Source organism: Vibrio paracholerae (assembly GCF_037672085.1).
Lineage (GTDB): Bacteria > Pseudomonadota > Gammaproteobacteria > Enterobacterales > Vibrionaceae > Vibrio > Vibrio cholerae.
The window spans coordinates 977,685-1,004,116 of sequence record NZ_JBBHLM010000002.1 but is presented as its reverse complement, the minus strand read 5'-3'; the positions used below and the strand labels follow the sequence as shown (position 1 = coordinate 1,004,116).

The window sequence follows — 26,432 nt, the reverse complement described above, 5'->3', positions numbered from 1 at the left end:
TACCTAAAGTTGATAGTGGGGTGGGGGTATTTACGATAAAATGCGCAGCAAAAAATACAACATACCATTATTCAACGTCTATGCTACTTAACGCTTTTTCACGCCGAGTCTTACTTTGGCTAGGTTGGCTATTGATTTCCACCAGCAGTTTAGCCGCAACATCTACGACGTATAAGGTCGCCACCGAAGCGGATGACGTGGTGACTCGTGTGCTTTTTGATTCGATTGCTCACCACTTCAACCTTGAAATTGAATACGTCAACTACCCCAGTTTTAACGATATTCTGGTGGCGATAGAGACTGGCAACGCCGATTTTGCTGCCAATATTACTTACACTGATTTGCGTGCTCAACGTTTTGATTTTTCAAGACCAACCAACATCGAGTACACCTATCTCTACAGTTATGGTGGCCTACGTTTACCCGAGTTGCGCCTCGTGGGTATCCCGAAAGGAACCATCTACGGGACCCTACTAAAAGAACACTATCCCTATATCCAGCAAGTTGAGTATGAAGGGCATTTAGAAGCGCTCACTTTGCTGGAAAGTGGCCGAGTAGACGGAGTGGTTGATGCGATCAATCAGCTCAAACCTATGCTACTGAAAGGGCTTGATGTACAACTCCTTAACGACCAATTACCGATTCAGCCTGTTTCTATTGTGACGCCTAAAGGCAAACACTCAGCGCTATTGGGGAAGATTGAAAAATACGCGCATTCGGCTCACGTACAACGTTTATTACGTGAATCGATCCAAAAGTATCAATTGGACATCCGTAAGCAAGCTCTGCGTCAAGCCGTGGTCGAGAGCGGACTCAACGTGCAGCGTGTGTTGCGTGTTAAGCTAGAGAACAACCCGCAATATGCACTTTATCAGCCAGACGGTTCGGTTCGTGGGATCAGTGCTGATGTTGTGTTTCAGGCCTGTGAGATGCTACTGCTGAAATGCGAATTGGTCAGTAATGGTCAAGAAACATGGGAGAGCATGTTTGATGATTTGCAGGATAAAAGCATCGATATTTTGGCTCCTATCACGGTTTCTCAGCAGCGTAAAAACCTCGCTTACTTCAGTGAAAGCTACTATCACCCACAAGCGATTTTGGTCAAACGTGAACACTATAAAGACGATGTGTATAGCAATGTGTCTGAGTTGGTGGCTGAACGTATTGGCGTCATCAAAGACGATTTTTTTGAAGAGCTGTTACAGCAGATGCTGCCGAACAAGATCTTGTTCAGCTACGCAAGTCAGGAAGAGAAAGTTCAAGCCTTACTGAATAAAGAGGTGGACTACATAGTACTCAATCGAGCCAATTTTAATCTCTTGCTTCGCGAGTCAACGGAGATGTTACCGATTGTAGAAGACACCATGATTGGCAGTTTCTACCAATATGACATTGCGATAGGTTTTGCTAAAAATCCACTGGGTGCAACCCTCGCTCCACTGTTTTCCCGGGCAACTAAAATGCTCAATACCGAACAGATCATACATACCTATGATTATCAGCCAAATTGGCGAGCCACATTACTTGCGGAAAAGAAATATCAGCGTAGTACTCAATGGCTTTTTGCCATGGCTTTCATCGTTTTGTTTATGGTGGCGTTTTACCTCCATAGCATATCACATACCGATAACCTTACTAAGTTGCGCAATCGTCGTGCTTTGTATAACCGATACCGCCGCGGGTTATCGCCTCGCCTAAGCTTGGTTTATCTTGACGTGAATACGTTTAAATCGATCAATGATCAGTATGGGCATGAAGTGGGGGACAAAGTCCTTAAGCAGTTGGCTCAGCGCATCGAAGCGGTATGGCGTGGGCGCAGCTATCGGATTGGTGGGGATGAATTTATTTTAATCGGTGAATGTTCTGCTAAGCGGCTTGAACATGTGGTTGCGCAATGTGAACGTTTTATGTTTGTGGATGCAGAGCGCGATGTCAGTTTTGAAGTGAGTGTGGCGATTGGTATTGCTAAGAATCGTGAACGGACCGAATCACTCAATGATGTGATGCACCAAGCGGATATTGCGATGTATCGCGCCAAGGCGGAATCGACGCAATCGCCATTTCAGGCTGCCAGCAAGGTAAAAGGATTACACATCGTTTAATCAAACTGGTGAAATGCTGTTCGGTTGATAGGCAATGTGGGGGTAAATCAGGATTATCGCTTGCATTGCCTAAGTCGATGTTTAATAATCGCACCCGCTTTGGAGCAATCCAAACTCAAATCGATGGGGGCCCTGGTCCTCCCGCAACACTAGTTCGTGAACCTGGTCAGATCCGGAAGGGAGCAGCCACAGCGGATGATGTGTGTGCCGGGATGTGGCTGGGGCCTCCGCCCATCTGATGTTTGCAAAATAAGTTCGCATAAATTGCAGAATATTTCGCAAATTTGCACTATAAGTCTGCATAGACTACGTTTTGTTGTAGGTTTACAACAAAAGTGACTTAGCTATGTTTGACCAAACTAAGAAATCATCTCATGTGCACAACATCTGTAAGTTCATGAGCTTGAAGAATGATGCTGTTGTTCGCACTCTCTCCATTCTGGAGTTCGATTTCTGTTTTCACCTCGAATACAACCCAAACATCAAAAGTTTTACCTCTCAACCTTTTGGTTTCCACTATCTATTCAATAACCGTAAGTGTCGATATACCCCTGACTTTTTAGCAATAGGTCACAATGAGCAATCAACATTCTTCGAGGTCAAACACTCTAGCCAGATTCTTAAACCTGATTTTAGGGAGCGCTTTGAAGAAAAGCAGAGAGTAGCGTTGAGTGAGTTCAACAGACGGTTAGTTCTTGTTACTGAGAAGCAAATCAGGATGGGGCCAACGCTAGATAACTTTAAGTTGTTACACCGCTACTCAGGATTGCGAACAGTGACCGAATTTCAAAAGCGAGTTTTGGCATTTATTCAACGCAAGCAAATGGTGAAGTTGCAAGAGGTGTCTTTGTATTTTGGTCTATCAGAGCAAGACACGCTTATCTCTATTCTACCTTGGATCTCTTCGGGGCACGTTAAAACAGATCTCAACACTATTGGCTTTGGCCTAGAAACTTGCGTTTGGTGCTAACTATGCCACCGGACTCTAATAGTATATTTGGGTTCTTTGATGAGTTTGAAGCGTCAGAAGAAGAATCACAATTGCTCCCAAAAGAACTAATTCTAGAACCCGTTGAAATATCATCGACCATAGATAGTTTGCCAGCAAAAATTCAGGAAGAGGTTCTTCGCCGCATAAAAGTGATTACCTTTGTGGAGAAGCGCTTGAAAGGTGGGTGGACTGAGAAAAACTTGAACCCCATCTTAAGTCTTGTTGAGTCAGAATTACAGCTGACTCCCCCTAGTTGGCGGACTGTAGCAACTTGGAAAAAATCCTACTCTGAAGCAGGTAGAGAACCATGGGCACTTATTCCGAAGCATACGTTTAAGGGTAATCGCCAGAAAGAAATGGATTCGCAATCCTTTATTGATGAGGCTATTCAGAACGTATACCTGACACGTGAACGACTTAGCGTTGCAGAAGCATACCGATATTATAAGAGTCGAGTGATTCAAATGAATCGAGGGATTGTTGAAGGAAAAATCAAGCCAATTGCCGAACGTTCTTTTTACAATCGAATAAATGAGTTACCCCCTTATGAAGTGGCGATTGCGAGATTTGGTAAGAGATATGCAGATCGGGAGTATCGCTCGGTTGGTCAGCAGGTCGCTGCAACTAAACCTATGGAGTTTGTTGAAATAGACCATACCCCAGTTCCTGTGATTTTGATTGACGATGAGCTAGATATTCCTTTGGGCCGCCCTTATTTGACGATGCTTTATGACCGTTTCAGTAAGTGCATTGTTGGTTGCAGTATCAACTTTAGAGAGCCAAGCTTTGACTCTGTTAGAAAGGCTCTGTTGAATTCACTTTTGGATAAAAGCTGGCTTAAAGCAAAGTATCCATCGATTGAGAATGAGTGGCCTTGCCACGGTAAGATTGCTTGCTTGGTCGTTGATAATGGTACCGAGTTTTGGAGTCAAAGCTTGGAAGATTCGTTACGGCCTTTGGTGTCCAACATTCAATACAGTCAAGCAGCGAAGCCTTGGCGAAAGTCAGGGATCGAAAAGTTGTTCGATCAAATGAATAAAGGGTTAGTTAACGCGCTGCCTGGAAAAACCTTCACCAATCCTACTCAACTACAAGATTACAATCCAAAGAAGGATGCGGTGGTTAGGGTATCGGTATTTCTTGAATTACTTCATAAATGGATTGTCGACTATTACCACATGAAGCCTGATTCTAGAGAGCGCGAGATCCCATACCACAAGTGGCACCAATCGAAATGGACGCCGTCTTACTATGACGGTGCTGAGAAGGAGCAACTCAGAGTAGAGTTAGGATTGCTTAGACACAGGACGATTGGAGTGGCCGGGATCAGGCTGCATAACTTACGCTATCAGTCCGCCGAGCTTATTGAATACCGAAAATATTGCACACCTAATAATGGCAAACAGCTCTTTGTTAAGACCAAAACAGATCCTTCTGATATCAGCTACATTCATGTTTACCTAGAATCAGAAAAGAAGTACATAAAAGTTCCAGCAGTAGACAACAGCGGGTATACAAACGGACTTTCACTTTTTGAACACCAGCGCATACAAAAAGTACGCAGACTGAACACCAAGGATCTTGCTGATGATGAGGCTCTTGCGGATACATTTCTATATATGAAAAAACGTATCCACGAAGAAACCGATAGATTCCGTCGTGTTAAAAGTAGCAAGCCCAACCTTCCTAAAACAGGTAACACGTCGAAACTAGCAAAGTTTAATGATGTCGGATCTGAGGGACCAAACTCAATCAACGTGACTCCTGTTAGGCTCAAATCTGAGGTTGTTTCCGATGCCTCAGAGTACTTAGATGACGATGATTTTGAAGATATTGAAGGGTATTAGTTTGAATTTAACGCCAAAGCAGCTTGAGCAGCTAAAGTCTTTTGAAACCTGCTTTATCGAGTATCCCGCGATAACTGAAATCTACTCCATTTTCGATCAACTTCGTTTCAATCACTCTTTAGGTGGTGAACCTGAATCTTTCTTGTTAACTGGTGAGGCTGGAAGTGGAAAGACAGCTTTGATCAACAACTATTTGTCACGCTTTCAATCTGGTTCAACTTGGGGAAAGCAGCCAGTATTAAGCACTAGAGTGCCAAGTCGTATCAATGAACAGAATACGCTGACCCAATTTTTGGTTGATTTAGATTGTAAATCAGGAGGACGAGGGATTCGGCGCCGTAATGAAATTGCGCTTGGCGAAGCGGTTGTAAAGCAACTTAAACGTAAATCTGTTGAGCTGATTATTGTTAATGAAATTCAAGAGCTTGTTGAGTTTTCAACCGCAGAACAGAGACAAGTTATTGCCAACACATTCAAATATATAAGTGAAGAAGCAAGAGTCTCTTTTGTGCTTGTGGGTATGCCTTATGCTGATGTGATAGCGACAGAACCACAATGGAATTCGCGGCTAAGCTGGAGAAGAAAGATACATTATTTCAAGTTGTTGAAAACTAATAGCCATTTGAGTAGAAAGACATCCTATGGGTTTGACTTAGAACAAAAAAAGCATTTCGCCAGATTTGTCGCGGGTTTGAGTTCAAGAATGTGCTTTGATGAACCACCAGTACTTACAAAGAATGAACTGCTATATCCTTTGTTTGCAATGTGCCGAGGAGAATGTCGAGCGTTAAAACACTTCTTGAAAGACGCGTTGCTTATGAGCTTCAACGACAATGCGGATACGATAGACAAAACAATATTGTCACGCACTTTTACATTTAAGTTTCCCTACCTAGATAACCCGTTTGATCGTCCTTTAGAGCAGCTTAGTCTTCATCAAATTGACTCTGGTTCTGCTTACAACTTAAATGCAATCGCCACTGAAGATAAGATAGTGGCCCCTCGTTTTACGGATGCCATTCCGCTGAGCATGCTATTGAGCAAAAATGGGCTTAAAGCTTAGAGGCTACTTGTCACGGCTTAGGCTGTCCAACAGCGCTGCTTTCTCTTCATCACTCATTTTGTCAATCACGCAAGCCAGTTCAGCACTTAACTCGTTTCTACAGAAAAAGTAGTTTAGTGGTACGTTTAACTCTTCAGCCATTCGTTCGAGCGTGCCAAGATCGGGCACATGTCTACCTTTCTCATAGTGGTTCATCCGCCCACTTGCTGAGCTGGGTTCCATGCCTATTTTCACCCCTAAATCTTTTTGGGTGATTTTGGCTTTTTTACGCGCAGCTTTGAGCCTCTCTGGGATTGGGTTGTCTTTTTGCACTTACACATTTCTTTTCAACCTCTAGGTAACTTAGATTGTCTAAGTTTTACTGATTTTTGTATACTTAGCAATCCTAAGTTTTAGCTGTTTGTACTAGTGATATGAATAAAGTAACCAGAATTAACCCTCACATGTTTAACCTGTTGATTGAAAAAAGAATGGATGGATTTTCAGTCATAGATGCTAGAGATGCTTTACTAAGCAGTAATGTAACCTTCCCGAGTAAAGATGACGCTCGAAAGTATATATATAAGCAACTTCTATCATTCGAGGAGAAAGGTTGGCTTGCCACTATTGGGACTTACAGATCGAAACGTTACCGTCAAACTAGTGAGTTCAAAGCGCTCACAGTCGAGCCCAGGGTGGCTAGAAAGAGTAAAGTTAATGTTGATCCAATAGCGGTTCAAACTGCTGATACACCTCTAATGGTATTGGAGCAAGAGAAAAAACAATATGAAGGAGAGCTCGCGATTACTCTAGGGGAGATAGAGGAATATCAGTCGCTATTGACGCGTTTCCCACACAGCAGACAAAAGATGCAACCTCTATTTAACGCAGCGAGAGAGCGATCAGCTAAGCTATTGGGCAAAATCAATGCACTAACCAACTGGATACAGGTGGTACAAGGTAGGGCTCTACAATGCTAAGAGCATGGCAAGCCGATTGTGCAGAGCGGGCTATCAATAAATTTGCATCCAATCGACGACCGCATTTCTTCTGCCAAGCGACCCCTGGTGCAGGTAAAACCGTTATGGCTGCCGAGGTGGCAAGGCGCTTATTTGAAGAAGGTATGATTGACTTAGTGCTCTGTTTTTCTCCATCTTTGTCTGTAGCTGAAGGGATGCAAAAAACGTTTGCATGGAAATTAGAGTGCTCATTTAACGGAGGGTTAGGTTCTCTCGGAGGATCTTATACTTACCAATCTATCCGTTTTTTTGACGATAACTTTTGGAACACTATCAGCAAACATCGAGTTTTAGTCGTATTTGATGAAATTCATCACTGTTCGTTTGAAGAAGATGGTCGATCAAACTCTTGGGGTGTAGAGATAGTCTCAAAGATACAAGGACTTGCACGATACACGCTGGCATTGTCAGGCACTCCTTGGCGTTCAGACAGACTGCCGATTGTGATGGCAGAATATTCTGACCCTGAAGGGATGCTTATCTGCGATTACCAGTATGGCTTAAAGCAAGCGGTTGTAGACGGAGTTTGTCGCCAACCGAAAATTGTCTTAATCGATAATGAGCATTTGAGTATTACGTCTGGAGGCAATAGGCAACATTTTGCGTCCATTTTGGATTGCCTTAAACAATCTGATATTTCTTATCAAAGCGTCATTCACAATGAAGAAGCGATGCATTACATCTTGAACAGTGCCTGTAAAAAGCTAGCGCAGATCAGGGAACTTTCGCCAAACGCAGGCGGGTTAGTGGTCGCTGCTTCTATCAAGCACGCGAAAGATATTCAAAAACGTTTGGTCGAGCAGTTTAATCAATCAGCCAGCATTGTGACTTATCACCATGTAAACCCACTAAATGAAATTGAATCTTTTCGACACTCGAATGTTCAGTGGATAGTCAGTGTTGGGATGATAAGTGAAGGTACGGATATTCCCCGGTTGCAGGTTTGCTGTCATATGAGCTCAGTGAAAACAGAACTCTATTTCAGGCAGGTCCTTGGAAGAATATTGAGAGTTAACGACTCAATGAACCAAGAAGCATGGTTGTATACCTTTGCTGAAGAAAGTTTGATTGGGTTTGCTGAAAGAATTGAACAGGATATTCCAGACACCTGTATGTTCCTTAAGCAAGAAGAGGGAGCGCAGAATGTTGCCGATGAACCCATTTCATTATCGAGCACGGTAAGTGATCGAATCCAATCAAGTTATTCCCAACCGAGCACACTGAGTTGGGAAAATATTGCTGCTGTTATTGAGTCAAATAATACAAACAACACCCTCTTATATGACGAATTGCGATTAGGACAGTTTAAACAACGTGTCATCGCCGCGTTCACTTAAACGGATTCGGCTTCAATCTCTTTCAACGTTTTACCAGAAGTGTCTCTCCAGTAATCGGGGCCGCTGCAAGGATAGCCAAGTAAGACGGCGGCGGCTTGCGAGGCACTTGTAAAGAGAATATCTTCAACCGCGACGAGATGATCGCCAGATGGCGTTAGAATCCCTTTTTCTTCGAGGTTACTGCGTAGCTTCGTATAGCCTTTAGACAAACTAGGCTGTGCGGTGGTTAGCGCTTGAGAACCTTTCAACACAACAATGCCTTCATCCGTAAGCATTGCTTTAGCATCCACTTTTTTGACCTTAAGCTGTAATACAGTGTTTTCTGGTTCGTTTGTTTGAGAAGGAGAGGTTAGAGACACCCTTGGCTCCAATAATTTATGACCTAGGGAGCCAATAACAGTGCGAATGTTATCAATGAAAGTCTCCATTGCATCCCTTTCGCCTCTAGGTAGTGAGGACGCTGGAGGTAGTTTGTCATTATCAAGATCGTATCGTTTTGATTCTACGATGATTTCGATTAAACGAGCTTCGAGATACTTAACGTGTGCTTTTGTTAAGTTTTCATCTTTGTTGGTAAAGCAAATCGCTTCATTCCAAAATTCTTTGCCTGCTAAGTGTTGCGACAATCGTTTTTGAATGTGCTCAGCCTCCCCAACATAAACAAGGCTATTACCACTATCTGCATTGTATCCGAACAAAAAGTACACGCCGGGACGATGCGTTTCTTCCCATTCAGAGAGTTCTTTGATGTGTACTCTGGGTACGGCAATCGCTTGACCTGTCCAGTTGACAATTTCCGCATGTCGAATACCTGTAACAGAGCCATTCGCTAGGTATATTTTGAGCTGAGTTCCTCTCGTCATCGTCGTTCACTTTTTCACAAAAATCGATGCGCTAGATACTAGCTAACTGAATAAAAAATAGCACTTTTATTCATAAGTAATTCAATGTGATGCACATTAACGTAAAACTGAGTTTGTATGGTAAAATCACGCGATAAATCGATACATCATTAAGTTGTTTTCTTGTTGTTAAGAGACGAACAATTTACCAAAGAGAATCACCATGCTAACAGGCAAAATTCGTAATCAGATCGACCAAGTTTGGGAAATGTTTTGGACAGGCGGCGTCGCTAACCCCATCTCAGTGATTGAGCAGATCTCCTACCTGCTGTTTATTCGTCGTTTAGACGAACTTCAAAAGACCGCTGAGCGCCGCAGCCAAGCCACAGGTCTGCCGCTGAATAACCCAACCTTTGGACCAGACGAGCAAGCCCTGCGCTGGAGCAATTTCAAAGATAAAGATCCAGACGTCATGATGGAAATCGTCCGTGATCGTGTGTTCCCCAAAATCAAAACGCTGCAAAACGAAGGTAGTTTTGCGGAGCATATGAAAGATGCGATTTTCATGATCCCATCGGCCAAACTACTCGATCAGGTCGTGCAACTGCTCAGCGCCATTAACATGGACGACAAAGACACCAAGGGCGATTTGTACGAGTACCTGCTAAGTAAGCTGCAACAGTCAGGTGTAAACGGTCAGTTTCGTACCCCGCGTAATATCATCCGAATGATGGTCGAGCTGATGCAGCCCAAAGTGGGCGATACCATTTGTGACCCCTCATCAGGGACTTGTGGTTTCTTAATGGCGGCGGTTGAGTACGTTGAAGAGCATCACGCGAAAGAAGTGAACAAACCGGAAAACCGTAAGCACTTTAATAATGAAATGTTCACTGGCTTTGACTTTGATAGACACATGCTGCGCATCGGTGCCATGAACATGCTACTGCATGGGATTGAAAACCCGTCGGTGCATTACCGTGATAGCTTGCAGGATCAAGGCAGTGAGAATATCTCCGAAGCCTACAGCCTCATCTTAGCTAACCCCCCATTCAAAGGCTCGGTGGATTTTGACATCGTCGCACCAGATTTGCTGCGCGCACTGGGTAAGAACCCTATCGTTAAAAAATCGGCACCAAAGTTCAAAACCGAAATCGACGAACAGGGCAACGAAATTCAAGTTGAGGTGAAACAGAAAGGTCCAACCGAAAAGTCTGAACTGCTGTTTTTAGCGTTGATTCTTCGCATGCTCAAAGTCGGTGGCCGTGCAGCGGTGATTGTGCCGGATGGCGTTCTTTTTGGCTCCACCAAATCTCACCAGAGTATTCGTCAGAAAATCGTTAACGAGCAGAAGCTGGAAGCGGTGATCTCTTTACCTTCAGGGGTGTTTAAACCTTACGCAGGGGTAAGTACTGCGATTCTTATCTTCACCAAAACCAATAGTGGCGGTACCGATAACGTTTGGTTCTACGATATGCAGGCAGATGGTTACTCACTCGATGATAAGCGCACGCAGCTATTCAAAGATGGTGAAGTGCCGACTCATGAGCAAAGCAATATTGCCGATATCATCGCGCGCTTTAAAACCCTAACTAATGCCGACAATACGCCGAACAGCGATAGCCCAGAATACCAGCGTAAGAGAACCGAGCAGAGCTTTATGGTTCCGGTATCAAACATCACCAATAACGACTTCGATCTAAGCATCAACCGCTACAAAGAAGTGGTGTATGAAGAAGTGCAGTACGACTCGCCAAAAGAGATATTAGGGCGAATTAAAACCTTGCAAGAGAAGATGGCGAAGGGTGTTGCTGAGTTGGAGAAGTTACTGTAATGGAATTTGTTACTCTAGGTGATTTGTTCAAAATTAGCTCCGGCGGTACTCCCAGCCGCAGAGAGAAATCTTACTACGATAATGGGGATATACCGTGGATAAAAACAGGTGACTTACACAAATGTAGAATTCAGCAAGCATCTGAGTATATAACTCAATTAGGGTTAGATAAGTCATCAGCAAAATTGTTCCCTAAGGGGACTGTGTTGCTGGCAATGTACGGTGCAACTATCGGTGCTTGCTCAATATTGGATATTGAAGCTGCGACAAACCAAGCATGTGCCGCGTTTTTACCAAATGAAAAAGTTGACACAAATTACCTTTACTACTTTTTGATATCTAAAAAAAATGATTTTATTAGAGATGGCGTAGGTGGTGCTCAACCCAATATTTCAGCAACCTACCTTAAGACTGTTAGTTTTCCACTCCCACCACTAGAAACCCAAAAGCAAATCGCAGCGGTGCTAGAGAAAGCTGACCAACTGCGTAAAGACGGTAAGCTTTTGGAGCAAGAACTAAACAGCCTCGCTCAGTCACTGTTTATTGATATGTTTGGTGATCCGGTAACGAACCCGAAGGGGTGGGATGTTCGTGCTCTTTCAAATGTAGTTGTGTCAATTCAGGGTGGTAAAAGCCCAAAATGTGAAAGCAGACCCGCACTCAATAATGAATGGGGCATATTAAAGTTAAGTGCTGTCACAGGTGGGTTATACAGACCTGACCAGAACAAAGCGATACTTGAAGGCACTTTGCCAAACCCTGATATAGAGCTCAAACAGGGCGATTTGCTATTCACTAGGAAAAATACGTATGAACTAGTCGGTGCGTGTGCTTACGTTAGAGAAACACCTGAACAGTTGATGCTCCCGGATTTGATTTTTCGATTTCAAATGCCTGAACAATTAAAAGTGTATCTATGGGGACTACTAAACAATCAAAGCTTTAATTTAAAAGTTAGGGCCTTAGCTTCAGGTGCAGCTGGTTCAATGCCAAATATTGCAAAGTCAAAGTTGTATGACCTTACTTTGCCCTTGCCACCTGAAAGTGAAATTGAAAAATACACTCGCTCTATTGTTGGTATTTGGGAGCAGCAGGACACTCTTAAAGAGCTACGAGGTTCTTATCAAGCCAACTTTAACGCCCTAATGCAAAAAGCCTTTAAAGGCGAGTTAACGCTATAACGAATACTAAAAAATAATGATGTAAAAAGGAAATTCAATGTCAGAGACGGTTGATTCAAAAGACGCTCAAGGCTCTATTGTTCACAAGAGTAACTTTGCGTTTATGGACGTTGCCCGCAGCGGTGGCAGCGATGTATACACCACGCGTTGTGCCGAAATTCAAACTCGCGCCAAAAATGCGGAGCGCAACATCAAGACCGATCCGCGCATTGCTGGTTTCTATGCCCGCAATGCCTTGGAGTTAATGGTTGAAACCGTATTTGACATTGATAACTGGCTGACTCGCCCGCGCCATGATGTGGCCTTAATGTCACTCATTCATGACAGTGGCTTTAAGCAAAGCCTTACCACAAATCTATTTCCTAAGCTCAAGTTAGTTATCAAGGTGGGTAACGAGGCGGTACACAGCAAAACTACACTGCCACAGCGTGATGCTTTGCAAGCGGTGAAAGAGCTGCACCATGTGCTCTATTGGTTTATTCGCACTTACACCCCTAATCTTGATCGCAGTAAGTTTGTGGTTCCACCTTTTGATGAAGCGCTTATCCCACAGTATGTCTCAATTGATGCAGCCGTGGCGACGAAAGCGCTAAGCAGCATCAAGCGGGTTCAAGAGCTAGAGACGCTGCTAGAGCAAGCGGACAAAGTCGAGCGTGAAGCTTACCTCAAGCAGCTCAAAGAAAACGAGGCGCTAAAAGCCGCGAACCAAGCCTTACTTGAGCAGATAGAACAAGCCAAACAAAGTGCGGAAAAAGTCACAGATGCCCACGATTACAACGAGGCAGAAACACGCACTTATCTTATCGATGTGCTTCTCCATGAAGCGGGTTGGAAACTCGAGCATAAGCGAGACCGTGAATACCCTGTATCTGGCATGCCAATTTCGCAGGCCAACCCTAATGGCAATGGCTTTGTTGACTACGTTCTATGGGGAGATGACGGCACGGCGCTCGCGGTTGTTGAAGCAAAACGCACTCACCGCCGAGCCGAAGATGGGCAACAACAAGCCAAGCTTTACGCCGATTGCTTAGAAAAACAGTGTGGTGTGCGTCCGGTGATTTTTTACACCAACGGGTATGAAACGTATCTGTGGGATGATCATTTCTACCCGCCACGTCAAGTTCAGGGCTTTTACACCAAAGCCGAACTTGAGCTTATGGTGAAGCGTCGTACCGACCGCAAACCTTTCTTTGAAAATGGCCAACCGAACAGCAATCTGGTGATCAACAACGACATCACCAACCGCCATTATCAAAAATCAGCCATCACCAAACTATTGCAAGATTTTGAGCTAGAACATGAGCGCAAAGGGCTATTCGTGATGGCGACGGGTACGGGCAAAACTCGTACCGTGATCAGCCTTGTTGATTTGTTGGTGAAGAATAATTGGGTTAAGAACATTCTGTTTCTTGCTGACCGCAATGCACTACTCACCCAAGCCAAGAAGAACTTTGTTAAGCTACTGCCTCGTGTCAGTTGCTCAATTCTTGACTCCAGCCAAAGCAAAGACAACATCGATAGCCGTTTGTACTTCTCGACATACCCAACCATGAAGAATTTGCTTGATCGTGGCGCGAATGAGCGACCCTTTGGCGTCGGTCATTTCGATTTGATTGTTGTCGATGAAGCGCACCGTTCCGTGTATTCAAAGTATCGCCAGATATTTGAATACTTCGACGGCTTTCTCCTAGGCTTAACAGCAACACCCAAAGACGAAGTTGAAAAAGATACTTATGGCATTTTTGACCTGCAAAAAGGGATGCCAACCTACGCTTATGAAGACGAAAAAGCGTATGACCAAGGTTTTCTTGTGCCGCCAACTAAGATTTCTGTCGCGACCAAGTTCCTACGTGAAGGGGTAAAGTACAAAGACTTATCACCTGAAGAACAAGAAGAGTGGGAAAACAAAGCGGAGCTGCAAGACAGGGACGAAGTATTGCCCTCGGAGGTCAACAAGTTCTTATTTAACCAAGATACTGCCGAGAAGATGTTTGCTCAGTTAATGAGTAAAGATGAGCATGGTGGAATTCATGTTGAAGGTGGTGATGTGATTGGTAAAACCATCATCTTTGCTGCTAACAATGATCATGCGCTTTTCCTTGAGAAAATGTTCAATAAAAACTACCCCAAATGGGCTGGCAAGCTAGCGCGAGTGATCACCTTCAAAGAAACTTATGCTCAAAGCTTAATTGATGAATTCAGCGGTGACGAAAACGAGCGTAAAGACTTTGACCCGAAAAACCCTACCTGCCGGATAGCTATTTCGGTCGACATGCTTGATACCGGTATCGACGTGCCTGAAGTGGTTAACCTTGTGTTCTTTAAAGTGGTGCGTTCGAAGGTCAAATTCACCCAGATGATTGGCCGTGGAACACGCTTGTGCAAAGACTTGTTTGGCCCGAATGACGACAAGAAAACCTTCAAGGTGTTTGATTACTGCCAGAACTTTGAATACTTCGATGCGAATCCCGAAGGTTTACCTGTAGGCGTCGCGAAACCAGTGACTCAACAGGTGTTCGAAAAACGCGTTCTACTCAGCACATTACTCAACAGCAAGTTGAATAATGAAGAGTTCCGCGAGCAAAACCCAGAAGACTATGAGCGCTATTCTGAGTTAAACCGTTACCAACTGGATATGTTGCACCACATTGTCATCGGGATGAATCTCGATAACTTTATCGTAAGGCCGAAGCGTCGATCGATTGAGCCGTTTTTAGACCGTAAGTATTGGGATAACATTGATGACGCTAAGTTTACTGAGCTAGAAAATCAGATTTCACCGCTGCCAACGGAAGCGGAAGCCTTTAATTCTGATGAGCAACTTAATCACCTATCACACCGCTTTGATAGCTTAGTGTTAACCATGCAGTTAGACCTGTTAGAGAAAGGCATGATCTCTGAAATGCTCCGTGGAAGAGTGATCGAGTTCGCCGAGCAGTTAGAAGCCAAATCCACCATTCCAGCAGTACAGGCTCAGTTATCGCTCATTCAAGATGTTCAGACTCAAGAGTTTTGGCAAGACATCCACTTAGTCACGCTGGAAGAGCTGCGTCGTAAATTACGCAATCTCATGTTTGCGTTGGACAAAGATAAAAAAGAGATGGTGTACACCAACTTTGCAGATGAAGTGCAAGGTGTCCATGACGTGACAAACGTGTACAAGAACCCGAGTGTTGATTTGGCCCAGTACCGCAAAAAAATTGAGCTCTATATTCAAGACCACCAAGACCATTTAACAATCCAAAAGCTAAAGCGCAATAAGGCCATCACCCAAGCGGATTTGGATGTTTTAGAAGGATTGCTATTGGAAGCGAGTGGGATTAGCGATGTTGAAACTTACCGTGAGAAAATCTTACAAGAGAAGCCTCTAGGTACCTTTATCCGTCAATTAGTTGGGTTAGATCAGAATGCGGCTAGAGAAGCATTTAGTGCCTTTCTCGATGAGGCGTCTTATAACGCTGAACAGATTGAATTCATCGACCAAGTGATCGACTACCTCGTCAACAACGGCATTCTCGATATGTCACAGCTGTTCGAGCCACCCTTTACTGATAACCATGGCGAAAGCGCCTACGGCTTTTTTGATGAAGGCACCGTAGTGGAGTTGTTTGGGGTGATTCGTAAAGTGAACGCGAATGCCGTGGTTGCAGAAAGCCAGAGTGCTTAATATTTGTAGGTTTAAGTAGTGTCTTATTTGTACGAATACATTGATGAGCTTTTACGCCTTCAATCAAGAGCTGTTGAAAAGTTTAAGCATACAGGAGTGTTGGGCGATGCTCGTGAGGAGTTCCTTCGCTATCAAATTAATGAAAGGCTAGATCATGTTGATGGCCGATTACATAAAGGAGAGGTCTTCTACCAGAACATCGAACATGGACAACACGATATTATCTTAAGACGAAAAGGCACAGTGAATCCATGTATAGGTAACCAAGTTAGAATTTGTAGCACAGAATGTGTTGCGATCATTGAAGTTAAAACGAACGCAAAATTAACAGAAATTAGAGACTTCGAACGTAAATCAAAGCAGCTCAAAATTCATAATGAAAATCTATTGTGCGGAATGTTTTGTTATAAGATAAACGGCCAAACGAGTACGGTTCTTGCTCGCAGTGGCTACATATTTGACAGAGAGTATCAGATGTTTGAACCGGATGATTCTAAAAAAGAATATTCAAGCATCGATTTCATAATCTGCTTAGATGATGAGGAAGAGGTAAATGGTCTCAGTCATTCTAAAGAACCGATTGTCTATTCTAAAGGCTTTTGTCTTGTACGAGATTCTTCTTCATACAAGCTCTTCAAAGCCCCACCTTATTCAAAAACTTTGTTTCAAGAAATGATGCGGGCAGATCAAAGTAAGCCCTAGTTTGGAAGGTATAAGTCGTGTTGAATCACAAAATTACTTCTTAAAATTTGATGCATCAGAATAACCACTAATAATAAAACTTAGAAATTCTAAGTTTTAGTTGGTGATATGTGAATACAGACATTCAACTTTACCCTGACGAATCGCTTGAAAGCTTCTTGTTGCGCTTATCGCAAGAGCAAGGTTACGAGCGATTTTCTCATTTTGCTGAAGACATCTGGTTTGACACGTTGGATCAGCATGAAGCGATTCCCGGTGCTTTCCCCTTAGAGCTCAACCGAATCAATATCTACCACGCACAAACCACAAGCCAAATGCGGGTGCGAGTTCTTATCCATCTTGAGAACCAATTAAAACTCAATAACTTTGGTGCACTGCGCCTTGCGTTGTCACATTCAAAAGCTCAGTTTTCTCCCGAATACAAAGCCGTGCATCGGTTGGGAGCTGATTATCCTTTCGTTTTTCTTGGTCAACGCTTCACGCCTATTTGCCCTTTATGTATTAGTGAGGCTCCATACATTCGCCAGCAGTGGCAACTTCTTTCTCAGCAAGCTTGTGAGCGCCATGGCTGTAAATTGGTTCATCACTGCCCCGAGTGCCAATCGAGACTGGAATACCAAACCACCGAAAGTATTAGCCAATGCGAATGCGGTTTTGAACTCCGACACTCACCGGTAGAAGATGCGCCAGTGGCTGCGCTACTGGTTGCTCGATGGTTGTCAGGAAATGACTCAAAACCTTTGGGATTATTGAAGGCTGAAATGACGCTCTCTGAGCGCTATGGTTTTTTACTATGGTACGTTAATCGTTACGGCGATATTGAGAACATCAGTTTTGAGTCATTTGTTGAGTATTGCTCTTGCTGGCCAAGAGTGCTGAAGGAAGAACTTGATGAGTTGGTAAACAAAGCCGATCTCATTCGAATCAAAGATTGGAAAAAGACGTTTTTCAATGAAGTTTTTGGCGCTTTGCTTAAAGATTGCCGCCAGTTACCAAGTAGGCAGTTAGAGCGTAATAGCGTGCTCACTCAAGTGTTAGCTTACTTTACAAAGTTAATGGCAACACTACCTTCAAGCAGCAAAGGGAATGTAGGCGATGTGCTGTTGAGCCCCTTAGAAGTGTCTACATTGCTTTCTTGCACAACGGATGAGGTGTATCGGTTGTATGAGTTTGGTGAGATTAAAGCAGCGATTAGGCCGCGGATGCATACCAAAATTGCCAGTCATGAATCGGCGTTCACCCTAAGAAGTGTCATCGAAACAAAGCTGACTCGCATGTGCTCTGAAAATGACGGTTTAAGCGTGTATCTACCTGAGTGGTAATTATGACGAAATTAAGTGATCTACTAGCAATTGAAGACGAAGCAATAAAACAAACTGCTCTAAAAAAGATGTTTATGCCCTATACAGAAGACGTTTGTGTTGATGGGTATGAACAAGAAACGTTGACGATTTTGCTCAATCTCAGTTCTAGTCATCAAGCTGATAGGTGCTCGGATTGGTTGGATGTAGCTCGGGCTCAAAGGTATTTTAAAGACCGCGAAAACTTAGATGCCTCTCTTGCTGAAATCCAGTGGTTCCACACACATAACCTAAAGTGTAAGCGCGTCATAAACCCCGCATTCTAATCGTCTAGCCCGAATAATAAGATCAAACCTCCGACCCAATGGAAATTTGAAATGGCCAAACGTCGCACTAACCAAGAATGGCGAACCCTGTTCGAACACTATGAATCCAGCCAGCTATCACAACGATTATTCTGTGAACGTAACGGACTGAGCCTCTCCACTTTTTACGCTAAGCGACAACAGTTAAAGCACATCGAAAAACCGAACACGGTTGGCTTCATTAAAGCAGAAGTCGTTGAAAAAACCACGAGGTATCAAGCCACTCATATTGCAGTGGCCAACATGACACTACTTGTAAACAATGTTGAACTGAGCATTCCGCAAGGCACGCCAACAACCTATCTTGCAGAACTTATCGGTGCGCTGTCATGAAACGCATGCTCAGTGCTCCCGAAATCTATCTCTATCGTGAAAGCGTCGATTTTAGAAAGTCCATCAACGGTCTCGCGGCCATGATTGAAAGTGACACCGACTTACCGTTAGGAAGTGGTGCACTGTTCCTGTTCACCAACAAACAGCGCGACAAAATCAAAGTGCTGTACTGGGATAAGACAGGCTTTGCTCTTTGGTACAAGCGCCTTGAAAAAGCCAAGTACAAGTGGCCATCAAAAGAGCAAAACGACGTGTTTACCCTAACTCAATTCGAGCTTGATAGACTGCTTTCTGGCTTCACGATTATCGGCCACAAACCCGTTATAATAAATGATTTTACAATGACTTAAGCGATAATAAAGTCTTATCCACCAAGCATTAATGGCATAATTTTAGTATAATCAATGCCATGAAAAAGACGCCAAATATCAATCCAGAAAGCCAAGATGTTGCCGAGCTACAAGCGATGGTGAAAGCGCTGTTGGCGTCAGAAACCCAATTGAAACAAGAGCGCCAGTCGCTGCTTGAACAACTCAAACTTGCCTTTGACCGTCAGTTCGCTAAACGCTCGGAGGCGTTAAAGCCTTACAATGAATCACAAGGTGACCTCTTCAACGAAGCGGAATGTGAAGCCGCTAAGGAAGAAGAGGTTGAGGTCACGACGACCAACACAACCAAGAAACGTGGTAAACGCAAGCCACTGCCAAAGAGCCTGCCTCGTGAAGTTATCGAACTTGATTTAGACGACCATGAAAAGCAGTGCACTTGCTGCCAACATAGTCTGCATAAAATCGGTGAAGACCGTAGCGAGAAACTTGAGTTCACGCCAGCGGTACTAAAAGTGTTGGAATATGTTCGTCCTAAATATGCTTGCCGCCAATGCGAACAAACAGAAGACAAAAACCACGTCGTTCAAAAGCCAGCGCCGCAAAGCATTATCCCTAAAAGCTTCGCCACAGAAAGCTTGCTGGCCAATATCATCCTCGGCAAATACCAATACGCGATGCCACTGTATCGTCAAGAATCCCTGTTTACCCAGTCGGGTATCGAACTCTCACGCACCACCATGGCAAGGTGGGTTATCCAAGTCAGTGAGAAGTTCGCCCCACTTTACGCGGCCTTAAAAACGCACCTACTTGAGCAAGTGGTGGTTCAGGCGGATGAAACTCCGCTCAATGTGCTCAAGGAAGACAAGCAATGCTACATGTGGCTCTACTGCTCGGGCGCGGACTCGCCAGGTGCTGCACTCCCTAATGTGAAAAATATCGTCTTGTACGACTATCAAAACAGTCGCGCGAGGTCGTGCCCTGTTGCCTTCTTGGGCAACTATGATGGTTATCTGCAAACCGATGGCTATGGTGCTTATGATGGGCTTCATCGAGTCACCAATGTCGGTTGCTTCGCGCATGCTCGGCGTAAGTTCATGGACGCGAAAAAGCTTCAAGGCAAAGGTAAGTCAGGTAAAGCGGATAAAGCGCTTGCCAAAATCCAAAAGCTTTATGGGATAGAATCACGTTTAAAAGGTGAGTCTGCGGAAAAACGAAAAGCAGAACGCCAGCAGCATGCCAAACCGATACTGGATGAGTTATACGAATGGATGACGACTCAACAGATGCTTGAGTCTAGCCCGCTGGGTAAGGCGATAAAATACACGCTCGGCCAATGGTCAAAGTTAATCCTCTATATCGATGACGGTCACTTATCGATAGACAATAACCGTGCTGAACGCGCCATTAAGCCGCTGGTTATTGGTAGAAAGAACTGGCTCTTCTCGACCAATCCCAATGGAGCTGAAGCGAGTGCGATGCTTTACAGCATCGTTGGGACAGCGAAAGCCAACGGTCTCATCCTCTACGACTACATGGTCAAGTGCATGAAAGAGCTAGCGAAAGCAGAGCCAGATATCGATGCACTCCTGCCTTGGAACTTCAAACACTAACAATATCGCCCTGTGGGATCATGGGGCGGATACCCTAAAGTTTCCAGACTGTCGTGTTAAGGACCAACGGATAATTGCGCGACCTCTTTCTACAGCCGAGGAGTTTATTTCAAGTGCAGTATTGGATCAGCGATTGGGCTGGGCTCATAACTCTGCTGTCTATCGTCACACGTTATGGTTACTGAATCCTTTTAAATGGCAATCACAGCCAGTGTGTATTCTTTCGCTTATTCAGCAGAAAAATCCAGTTTGGCTTGATCTGCTTACAGAATTTGGCTTGGATGTGAAGTCACTTGCTCGCTTACAACGTGCAATTGAAGAACAGCTTCCTGAGAATAGTTTTCCCGACAGTGTTAGTACTTACAGTAAGCAATTACGGTTTCCATGGGGTGATGATTATGTTTCGATCACGCCCGTTGTGAGTCATGCTCTTCAGTGCGAACTAGAAATAAGAGCGCGAAGTCCAGAAAACAAGTTCAGTTTTGTCTCTTCGTCACTACCTAATTCTGCCAGTATTGGGAACCTGTGTGGCAGTTTGGGTGGGTATATGAGAGTCCTAAATTACCCGCTAGGTGTTAAGCAGGCCAAGGGTGGGACGTTAACGGGAAACCGTCAAAAGAGTGGTCATTACTTTGATGACTATCAGGTAACTAACGCCAAAATTTGTCAGGTGCTAAATCGCCTAATTGGGTCTGAGCCATCCAAAACACAGCGGCAAAGAGAAAGAGCTCGTAAGGTTAGAAGTAAGATTTTACGAAAGCAAATAGCCTTATGGATGCTGCCACTCATTGAGTTAAGAGATATCGCCGAATCTGAACCCAATCAGCAACAACTAGAGCATGACGACACTTTAGCTCAAGCCTTTTTGTCGTTGCCAGAATGGGAGCTTGGCTCTTTGGCTAGTGAGTTTAACCGACGCTTACATCTCACGTTTCAAAATAATATGTATTCAGCCAAGTTTGCTTATCATCCCAAACTGATGCAGGTAGCTAAAGCACAAGTGACATGGGTGCTTGAGCAACTAAGTAAGCCAATTAACAATCAAGATACGGTGACGGGGGAGCAATATATCTACCTGTCGTCAATGAGAGTGCAAGATGCGGTAGCGATGAGTAACCCTTGTTTGTGTGGTGTGCCGTCTTTGACGGCCATTTGGGGATTCATGCACGATTATCAAAGGCAACTTAATCAATTGGTTAACAATGATTCCCCAGTTGAGTTTTCGAGTTTCGCTTTTTATGTTCGAAACGAGAATATTCAATCAACAGCGAAGCTGACAGAACCAAACTCAGTCGCCAAAGCTAGAACGGTCTCGAATGCGAAACGACCAACCATTCGCAGTGAACGATTGTCGGATCTAGAAATAGACTTAGTTATCAGAGTTCATAGTGAAAGCCGAATTTCAGATTTTAGATCAGCGCTTAAAACGGCCCTTCCCGTTGCTTTCGCCGGAGGGGCATTATACCAACCACAGCTATCGATGCAGATTGAGTGGCTTAGAACATTTACAGGCAGGAGTGAACTTTTCCATGTTTTAAAAGGATTACCTGCATACGGGCGATGGTTATACCCAAGTGAAAAGCAACCTACTAATTTTGATGAGTTAGAGCGGTTGCTCACTCAAAACGATGATAACTTGCCCGTTTCTCTTGGTTACCATTTATTAGAGCATCCAACTAAGCGGGATAACGCAATCACAGGTTGCCATGCTTATGCGGAGAATGCGATAGGGCTTGCTAAGCAAGTAAACCCGATAGAGGTCCGTTTTAGTGGACGAGATCACTTTTTAAACCACGCCTTTTGGTCGATAGAATGCAGTAGCGAAACTATTCTTATAAAAAACTATAGGGATTAATCGTTTATGGAACTTTGCACTCAGTTGAACTATGTCCGATCACTTTCTGCTGGCAAAGCTTATTTCTACTATCTATCCGAAAGTGGTGATATGTGTCCCCTTAATGTAGATAGAACCCGATTGCGCGCACCAAAAGGGAGTTATTCAGAGTAAGCGCGTCATAAACCCCGCATTCTAATCGTCTAGCCCGAATAATAAGATCAAACCTCCAACCCAAAGGCGATTTGAAATGGCTAAACGACGCACTCACCAAGAATGGCGAACCCTGTTCGAACACTATGAATCCAGCCAGTTATCACAACGATTATTCTGTGAACGTAACGGACTGAGCCTCTCCACTTTTTACGCTAAGCGCCAACAGTTAAAGCACATCGAAAAACCGAACACGATTGGCTTTGTTAAAGCAGAAGTCGTTGAAAAGAGGACAAAGTATCAAGCCACTCACCTTGTCGTTGCCAACATGACACTACTTGTAAACAATGTTGAACTGATCATTCCGCAAGGCACGCCAACAACCTATCTTGCAGAACTTATCGGTGCGCTGTCATGAAACGCATGCTCAGTGCTCCCGAAATCTATCTCTATCGTGAAAGCGTCGATTTTAGAAAGTCCATCAACGGTCTCGCGGCCATGATTGAAAGTGACACCGACTTACCGTTAGGAAGTGGTGCACTGTTCCTGTTCACCAACAAACAGCGCGACAAAATCAAAGTGCTGTACTGGGATAAGACAGGCTTTGCTCTTTGGTACAAGCGCCTTGAAAAAGCCAAGTACAAGTGGCCATCAAAAGAGCAAAACGACGTGTTTACCCTAACTCAATTCGAGCTTGATAGACTGCTTTCTGGCTTCACGATTATCGGCCACAAACCCGTTATAATAAATGATTTTACAATGACTTAAGCGATAATAAAGTCTTATCCACCAAGCATTAATGGCATAATTTTAGTATAATCAATGCCATGAAAAAGACGCCAAATATCAATCCAGAAAGCCAAGATGTTGCCGAGCTACAAGCGATGGTGAAAGCGCTGTTGGCGTCAGAAACCCAATTGAAACAAGAGCGCCAGTCGCTGCTTGAACAACTCAAACTTGCCTTCGACCGTCAGTTCGCTAAACGCTCGGAGGCGTTAAAGCCTTACAATGAATCACAAGGTGACCTCTTCAACGAAGCGGAATGTGAAGCCGCTAAGGAAGAAGAGGTTGAGGTCACGACGACCAACACAACCAAGAAACGTGGTAAACGCAAGCCACTGCCAAAGAGCCTGCCTCGTGAAGTTATCGAACTTGATTTAGACGACCATGAAAAGCAGTGCACTTGCTGCCAACATAGTCTGCATAAAATCGGTGAAGACCGTAGCGAGAAACTTGAGTTCACGCCAGCGGTACTAAAAGTGTTGGAATATGTTCGTCCTAAATATGCTTGCCGCCAATGCGAACAAACAGAAGACAAAAACCACGTCGTTCAAAAGCCAGCGCCGCAAAGCATTATCCCTAAAAGCTTCGCCACAGAAAGCTTACTGGCCAATATCATCCTCGGCAAATACCAATACGCGATGCCACTGTATCGTCAAGAATCCCTGTTTACCCAGTCGGGTATCGAACTCTCACGCACCACCATGGCAAGGTGGGTTATCCAAGTCAGTGAGAAGTTCGCCCCACTTTACGCGGCCTTAAAAACGCACCTACTTGAGCAAGTGGTGGTTCAGGCGGATGAAACGCCGCTCAATGTCCTCAAGGAAGACAAGCAATGCTACATGTGGCTCTACTGCTCGGGCGCGGACTCGCCAGGTGCCGCACTCCCTAATGTGAAAAATATCGTCTTGTACGACTATCAAAACAGTCGCGCGAGGTCGTGCCCTGTTGCCTTCTTGGGGGATTACAGTGGTTATCTGCAAACCGATGGCTATGGTGCTTATGATGGGCTTCATCGAGTCACCAATGTCGGTTGCTTCGCGCATGCTCGGCGTAAGTTCATGGACGCGAAAAAGCTTCAAGGCAAAGGTAAGTCAGGTAAAGCGGATAAAGCGCTTGCCAAAATCCAAAAGCTTTATGGGATAGAATCACGCTTAAAATGTGAGTCTGCGGAAAAACGAAAAGCAGAACGCCAGCAGCATGCCAAACCGATACTGGATGAGTTATACGAATGGATGACGACTCAACAGATGCTTGAGTCTAGCCCGCTGGGTAAGGCGATAAAATACACGCTCGGCCAATGGTCAAAGTTAATCCTCTATATCGATGACGGTCACTTATCGATAGACAATAACCGTGCTGAACGCGCCATTAAGCCGCTGGTTATTGGTAGAAAGAACTGGCTCTTCTCGACCAATCCCAATGGAGCTGAAGCGAGTGCGATGCTTTACAGCATCGTTGGGACAGCGAAAGCCAACGGTCTCATCCTCTACGACTACATGGTCAAGTGCATGAAAGAGCTAGCGAAAGCAGAGCCAGATATCGATGCACTCCTGCCTTGGAACTTCAAACACTAACAATATCGCCCTGTGGGATCATGGGGCGGATACTATTCAGAAGCATATAAGGGGAACAAGTTCGTCGACAAGAATGTTGCCCCCCAAGACTTGGCATATTCAAACCCTCAGTTCATCGAAGAGTGCTATGTAAAGCCCGGCGTTGATGAAATCTATTGCGCATTTTCACTTCGAATTCGGGCCAATTCGTTAACCCCAGATATCTGTAGTGATGATGAAGTGCGCAGTAAACTATCTATGTTTGCTAAGATTTATAAAGAGCTCAACGGATACAAAGAGTTAGCTAATCGTTATGCGAAGAACATCTTGCTTGGTACTTGGTTATGGCGAAATCGTGAGTGCAGAAATATCACTATTGAAGTGACGACCAGTGAATTGGATACCTTTGTTGTCGAACATGCTCAAAAACTCTCTTGGTATGGTCATTGGGATGGTGATTCAACAGAATGCTTAGAAAGGCTTACTGCCTATCTGGAGCGAGCATTGTCTGACCCAACCGAATACTTCTACATGGACATCAAAGCAAAACTGCGGGTTGGCTGGGGAGATGAGGTTTACCCAAGCCAAGAGTTTTTGGATAGTCGAGAAGATGGAATCCCTACTAAGCAGCTAGCCACAGTAGAGCTTTTGAGCGGAAAAGAAACCGTCGCGTTTCACGGACAAAAAGTTGGTGCAGCGTTGCAATCGATTGACGATTGGTGGCATGAAGAGGCTGATAAGCCTTTAAGAGTGAACGAATATGGTGCAGATCGAGAATACGTTATAGCAAGAAGACATGTAGCATATGGAAATGACTTCTATCAATTACTCAGAAATACAGAGAACTGGATTGAAAGTATGACTGCTTCTGAATCCATTCCGAATGACGTGCACTTTATTATGTCTGTTTTGATCAAGGGTGGATTGTTTAATTGCGCCAAGGCTAATTAAGAGGGTCTATCATGTCTCAACGTTACTACTTCTTGATACGTTACACGAATGCTAATGCCGACTATGGCTTGCTAGCAGGGCGTTGTATCTCACAAATGCACTTGTTTATGGTTAATCACCACCAAGCAATGAATAGAGTGGGTGTGAGTTTTCCTGATTGGAATGAATCTTCAGTTGGCCAAACCATTGCCTTTGTTTCCGAGGACAAAGAGATGATGATTGGCCTCTCTTTTCAGCCCTATTTTTCATTGATGGTTAATGAAGGTTTGTTTGAGATCTCCAGTGTTTATGAGGTGCCAGATACTTCCGAAGAAGTAAGGTTTGTTCGTAATCAGACGATTGGGAAAAACTTTTTGGGTTCCAAAAAGCGTCGAATCAAACGCAGTATGGCTAGGGCCGAGTTATTTGGTATTGAACAATCATTACCAGTAACGAATGAAGACCGTGTCATCGATAGTTTTCATCGAATCCCTATTTCTAGCGGCTCTTCACGGCAGGATTTTATTCTGTTTATTCAAAAGGAACTCGCAGATGAGCGTGCTGAATCTGGCTTTAATAGCTATGGTTTTGCAACCAATCAAGAAAAAAGAGCGACGGTACCTTAATGCCGATCAGTTAAGCAAAAAATGATCGGTTGAACGATCCTGAGAGGGTGTCAA

At 44.2% G+C, this 26,432-nt stretch carries 20 protein-coding genes, 1 other RNA gene and 4 pseudogenes; 23 read left to right on the top strand and 2 right to left on the bottom strand.

Annotated elements, in window-relative coordinates; genetic code table 11:
* Positions 1-80: 80 nt before the first annotated feature.
* The 5 genes from R4537_RS10005 (at position 81) to R4537_RS09985 (ending at position 6,003) form a co-directional block, all read left to right on the top strand.
* Positions 81-2,102: a GGDEF domain-containing protein gene (locus R4537_RS10005; RefSeq protein ID WP_071178677.1), complete on the top strand. Its 2,022-nt coding sequence runs from the start codon at positions 81-83 to the stop codon at positions 2,100-2,102.
* A gap of 130 nt (positions 2,103-2,232) precedes the next feature.
* Positions 2,233-2,329: signal recognition particle sRNA small type (gene ffs, locus R4537_RS10000), an RNA gene on the top strand.
* Between the two features lie 119 nt (positions 2,330-2,448).
* Entirely contained in the window at positions 2,449-3,072 is a 624-nt protein-coding gene (locus R4537_RS09995; RefSeq protein ID WP_071178678.1) for a TnsA endonuclease N-terminal domain-containing protein, read from the top strand.
* A gap of 2 nt (positions 3,073-3,074) precedes the next feature.
* A complete protein-coding gene (locus R4537_RS09990) occupies positions 3,075-4,940 on the top strand; it encodes a Mu transposase C-terminal domain-containing protein (RefSeq protein ID WP_071178679.1) in 1,866 nt (621 codons plus the stop codon).
* Positions 4,906-6,003 (top strand): TniB family NTP-binding protein, encoded by a 1,098-nt coding sequence (locus R4537_RS09985; RefSeq protein ID WP_071178680.1) that lies wholly within the window; start codon positions 4,906-4,908, stop codon positions 6,001-6,003. Before R4537_RS09990 ends, R4537_RS09985 begins: the two co-directional genes overlap by 35 nt.
* Positions 6,004-6,006: 3 nt before the next feature.
* On the opposite strand, the gene R4537_RS09980 is transcribed toward R4537_RS09985, so the two are convergent.
* Entirely contained in the window at positions 6,007-6,315 is a 309-nt protein-coding gene (locus R4537_RS09980; protein WP_071178681.1) for a helix-turn-helix domain-containing protein, read from the bottom strand.
* 101 nt (positions 6,316-6,416) lie between these two features.
* Between R4537_RS09980 and R4537_RS09975 the strand changes: the two genes are divergently transcribed.
* Complete coding sequence (locus tag R4537_RS09975) at positions 6,417-6,962, top strand: hypothetical protein (RefSeq protein WP_071178682.1); 546 nt, start codon at positions 6,417-6,419, stop codon at positions 6,960-6,962.
* On the top strand, positions 6,956-8,338 hold the full coding sequence (locus R4537_RS09970; RefSeq protein WP_071178683.1) for a DEAD/DEAH box helicase: 1,383 nt from the start codon (positions 6,956-6,958) through the stop codon (positions 8,336-8,338). The genes R4537_RS09975 and R4537_RS09970 overlap by 7 nt, the downstream gene beginning before the upstream one ends.
* On the opposite strand, the gene R4537_RS09965 is transcribed toward R4537_RS09970, so the two are convergent.
* Positions 8,335-9,201, bottom strand: coding sequence for a GIY-YIG nuclease family protein (locus tag R4537_RS09965; protein WP_038939483.1), 867 nt, complete (start codon positions 9,199-9,201; stop codon positions 8,335-8,337). The two genes, R4537_RS09970 and R4537_RS09965, sit on opposite strands and share 4 nt — an antisense overlap.
* A 202-nt stretch (positions 9,202-9,403) precedes the next feature.
* On the opposite strand from R4537_RS09965, the gene R4537_RS09960 reads away from it, so the two are divergent.
* The 16 genes and pseudogenes from R4537_RS09960 to cas6f all read left to right on the top strand — a co-directional run bounded on the left by R4537_RS09960 (position 9,404) and on the right by cas6f (position 26,378).
* Complete coding sequence (locus R4537_RS09960; RefSeq protein ID WP_071178684.1) at positions 9,404-11,011, top strand: type I restriction-modification system subunit M; 1,608 nt, start codon at positions 9,404-9,406, stop codon at positions 11,009-11,011.
* The gene (locus R4537_RS09955) at positions 11,011-12,192 is read left to right on the top strand and encodes a restriction endonuclease subunit S (protein ID WP_071178685.1); all 1,182 of its coding nucleotides are present in this window, start codon (positions 11,011-11,013) and stop codon (positions 12,190-12,192) included. The genes R4537_RS09960 and R4537_RS09955 overlap by 1 nt, the downstream gene beginning before the upstream one ends.
* 37 nt (positions 12,193-12,229) lie before the next feature.
* A complete protein-coding gene (locus R4537_RS09950; RefSeq protein WP_071178686.1) occupies positions 12,230-15,859 on the top strand; it encodes a DEAD/DEAH box helicase family protein in 3,630 nt (1,209 codons plus the stop codon).
* Between the two features lie 18 nt (positions 15,860-15,877).
* Positions 15,878-16,561 carry a DUF6602 domain-containing protein gene (locus R4537_RS09945; RefSeq protein ID WP_069212616.1) on the top strand — a complete coding sequence of 228 codons (684 nt, stop codon included), beginning with the start codon at positions 15,878-15,880 and terminating at the stop codon, positions 16,559-16,561.
* 110 nt (positions 16,562-16,671) lie between these two features.
* A complete protein-coding gene (locus tag R4537_RS09940; RefSeq protein WP_071178687.1) occupies positions 16,672-17,883 on the top strand; it encodes a TniQ family protein in 1,212 nt (403 codons plus the stop codon).
* Positions 17,884-17,885: 2 nt separating this feature from the next.
* A pseudogene (locus R4537_RS09935) lies at positions 17,886-18,158 on the top strand (type I-F CRISPR-associated protein Csy2); the annotation flags it as partial.
* A gap of 81 nt (positions 18,159-18,239) precedes the next feature.
* Entirely contained in the window at positions 18,240-18,560 is a 321-nt protein-coding gene (gene tnpA, locus R4537_RS09930; protein WP_338952405.1) for an IS66 family insertion sequence element accessory protein TnpA, read from the top strand.
* Entirely contained in the window at positions 18,557-18,910 is a 354-nt protein-coding gene (gene tnpB, locus R4537_RS09925; RefSeq protein WP_071178690.1) for an IS66 family insertion sequence element accessory protein TnpB, read from the top strand. The genes tnpA (R4537_RS09930) and tnpB (R4537_RS09925) overlap by 4 nt, the downstream gene beginning before the upstream one ends.
* A 59-nt stretch (positions 18,911-18,969) precedes the next feature.
* Entirely contained in the window at positions 18,970-20,499 is a 1,530-nt protein-coding gene (tnpC, locus tag R4537_RS09920; RefSeq protein WP_338953869.1) for an IS66 family transposase, read from the top strand.
* 28 nt (positions 20,500-20,527) lie between these two features.
* Positions 20,528-22,354, top strand: a pseudogene (locus R4537_RS09915) (type I-F CRISPR-associated protein Csy2); the annotation flags it as partial.
* A gap of 6 nt (positions 22,355-22,360) precedes the next feature.
* Positions 22,361-22,504: pseudogene (locus R4537_RS09910) on the top strand (type I-F CRISPR-associated protein Csy3); the annotation flags it as partial.
* A gap of 79 nt (positions 22,505-22,583) precedes the next feature.
* Complete coding sequence (gene tnpA, locus R4537_RS09905; protein WP_114813763.1) at positions 22,584-22,904, top strand: IS66 family insertion sequence element accessory protein TnpA; 321 nt, start codon at positions 22,584-22,586, stop codon at positions 22,902-22,904.
* Positions 22,901-23,254: an IS66 family insertion sequence element accessory protein TnpB gene (gene tnpB / locus R4537_RS09900; RefSeq protein WP_071178690.1), complete on the top strand. Its 354-nt coding sequence runs from the start codon at positions 22,901-22,903 to the stop codon at positions 23,252-23,254. Before tnpA (R4537_RS09905) ends, tnpB (R4537_RS09900) begins: the two co-directional genes overlap by 4 nt.
* A gap of 59 nt (positions 23,255-23,313) precedes the next feature.
* Positions 23,314-24,843 carry an IS66 family transposase gene (tnpC, locus tag R4537_RS09895; protein WP_114813761.1) on the top strand — a complete coding sequence of 510 codons (1,530 nt, stop codon included), beginning with the start codon at positions 23,314-23,316 and terminating at the stop codon, positions 24,841-24,843.
* Positions 24,844-24,870: 27 nt separating this feature from the next.
* Positions 24,871-25,773: pseudogene (gene csy3, locus R4537_RS09890) on the top strand (type I-F CRISPR-associated protein Csy3); the annotation flags it as partial.
* Between the two features lie 11 nt (positions 25,774-25,784).
* The gene (cas6f, locus tag R4537_RS09885; RefSeq protein WP_071179249.1) at positions 25,785-26,378 is read left to right on the top strand and encodes a type I-F CRISPR-associated endoribonuclease Cas6/Csy4; all 594 of its coding nucleotides are present in this window, start codon (positions 25,785-25,787) and stop codon (positions 26,376-26,378) included.
* Positions 26,379-26,432 lie beyond the last annotated feature (54 nt).

Excerpts from the sequence above, each read along its gene's own strand:
- R4537_RS10005 (WP_071178677.1), top strand. The coding sequence starts at position 81 with ATGCTACTTAACGCTTTTTCACGCCGAGTCTTACTTTGGCTAGGTTGG.
- R4537_RS09995 (WP_071178678.1), top strand. The coding sequence starts at position 2,449 with ATGTTTGACCAAACTAAGAAATCATCTCATGTGCACAACATCTGTAAG.
- R4537_RS09990 (WP_071178679.1), top strand. The coding sequence starts at position 3,075 with ATGCCACCGGACTCTAATAGTATATTTGGGTTCTTTGATGAGTTTGAA.
- R4537_RS09985 (WP_071178680.1), top strand. The coding sequence starts at position 4,906 with ATGACGATGATTTTGAAGATATTGAAGGGTATTAGTTTGAATTTAACG.
- R4537_RS09975 (WP_071178682.1), top strand. The coding sequence starts at position 6,417 with ATGAATAAAGTAACCAGAATTAACCCTCACATGTTTAACCTGTTGATT.
- R4537_RS09970 (WP_071178683.1), top strand. The coding sequence starts at position 6,956 with ATGCTAAGAGCATGGCAAGCCGATTGTGCAGAGCGGGCTATCAATAAA.
- R4537_RS09965 (WP_038939483.1), bottom strand. The coding sequence starts at position 9,201 with ATGACGAGAGGAACTCAGCTCAAAATATACCTAGCGAATGGCTCTGTT.
- R4537_RS09960 (WP_071178684.1), top strand. The coding sequence starts at position 9,404 with ATGCTAACAGGCAAAATTCGTAATCAGATCGACCAAGTTTGGGAAATG.
- R4537_RS09955 (WP_071178685.1), top strand. The coding sequence starts at position 11,011 with ATGGAATTTGTTACTCTAGGTGATTTGTTCAAAATTAGCTCCGGCGGT.
- R4537_RS09950 (WP_071178686.1), top strand. The coding sequence starts at position 12,230 with ATGTCAGAGACGGTTGATTCAAAAGACGCTCAAGGCTCTATTGTTCAC.
- tnpA (WP_338952405.1), top strand. The coding sequence starts at position 18,240 with ATGGCCAAACGTCGCACTAACCAAGAATGGCGAACCCTGTTCGAACAC.
- tnpB (WP_071178690.1), top strand. The coding sequence starts at position 18,557 with ATGAAACGCATGCTCAGTGCTCCCGAAATCTATCTCTATCGTGAAAGC.
- tnpC (WP_338953869.1), top strand. The coding sequence starts at position 18,970 with ATGAAAAAGACGCCAAATATCAATCCAGAAAGCCAAGATGTTGCCGAG.
- tnpA (WP_114813763.1), top strand. The coding sequence starts at position 22,584 with ATGGCTAAACGACGCACTCACCAAGAATGGCGAACCCTGTTCGAACAC.
- tnpB (WP_071178690.1), top strand. The coding sequence starts at position 22,901 with ATGAAACGCATGCTCAGTGCTCCCGAAATCTATCTCTATCGTGAAAGC.
- tnpC (WP_114813761.1), top strand. The coding sequence starts at position 23,314 with ATGAAAAAGACGCCAAATATCAATCCAGAAAGCCAAGATGTTGCCGAG.
- cas6f (WP_071179249.1), top strand. The coding sequence starts at position 25,785 with ATGTCTCAACGTTACTACTTCTTGATACGTTACACGAATGCTAATGCC.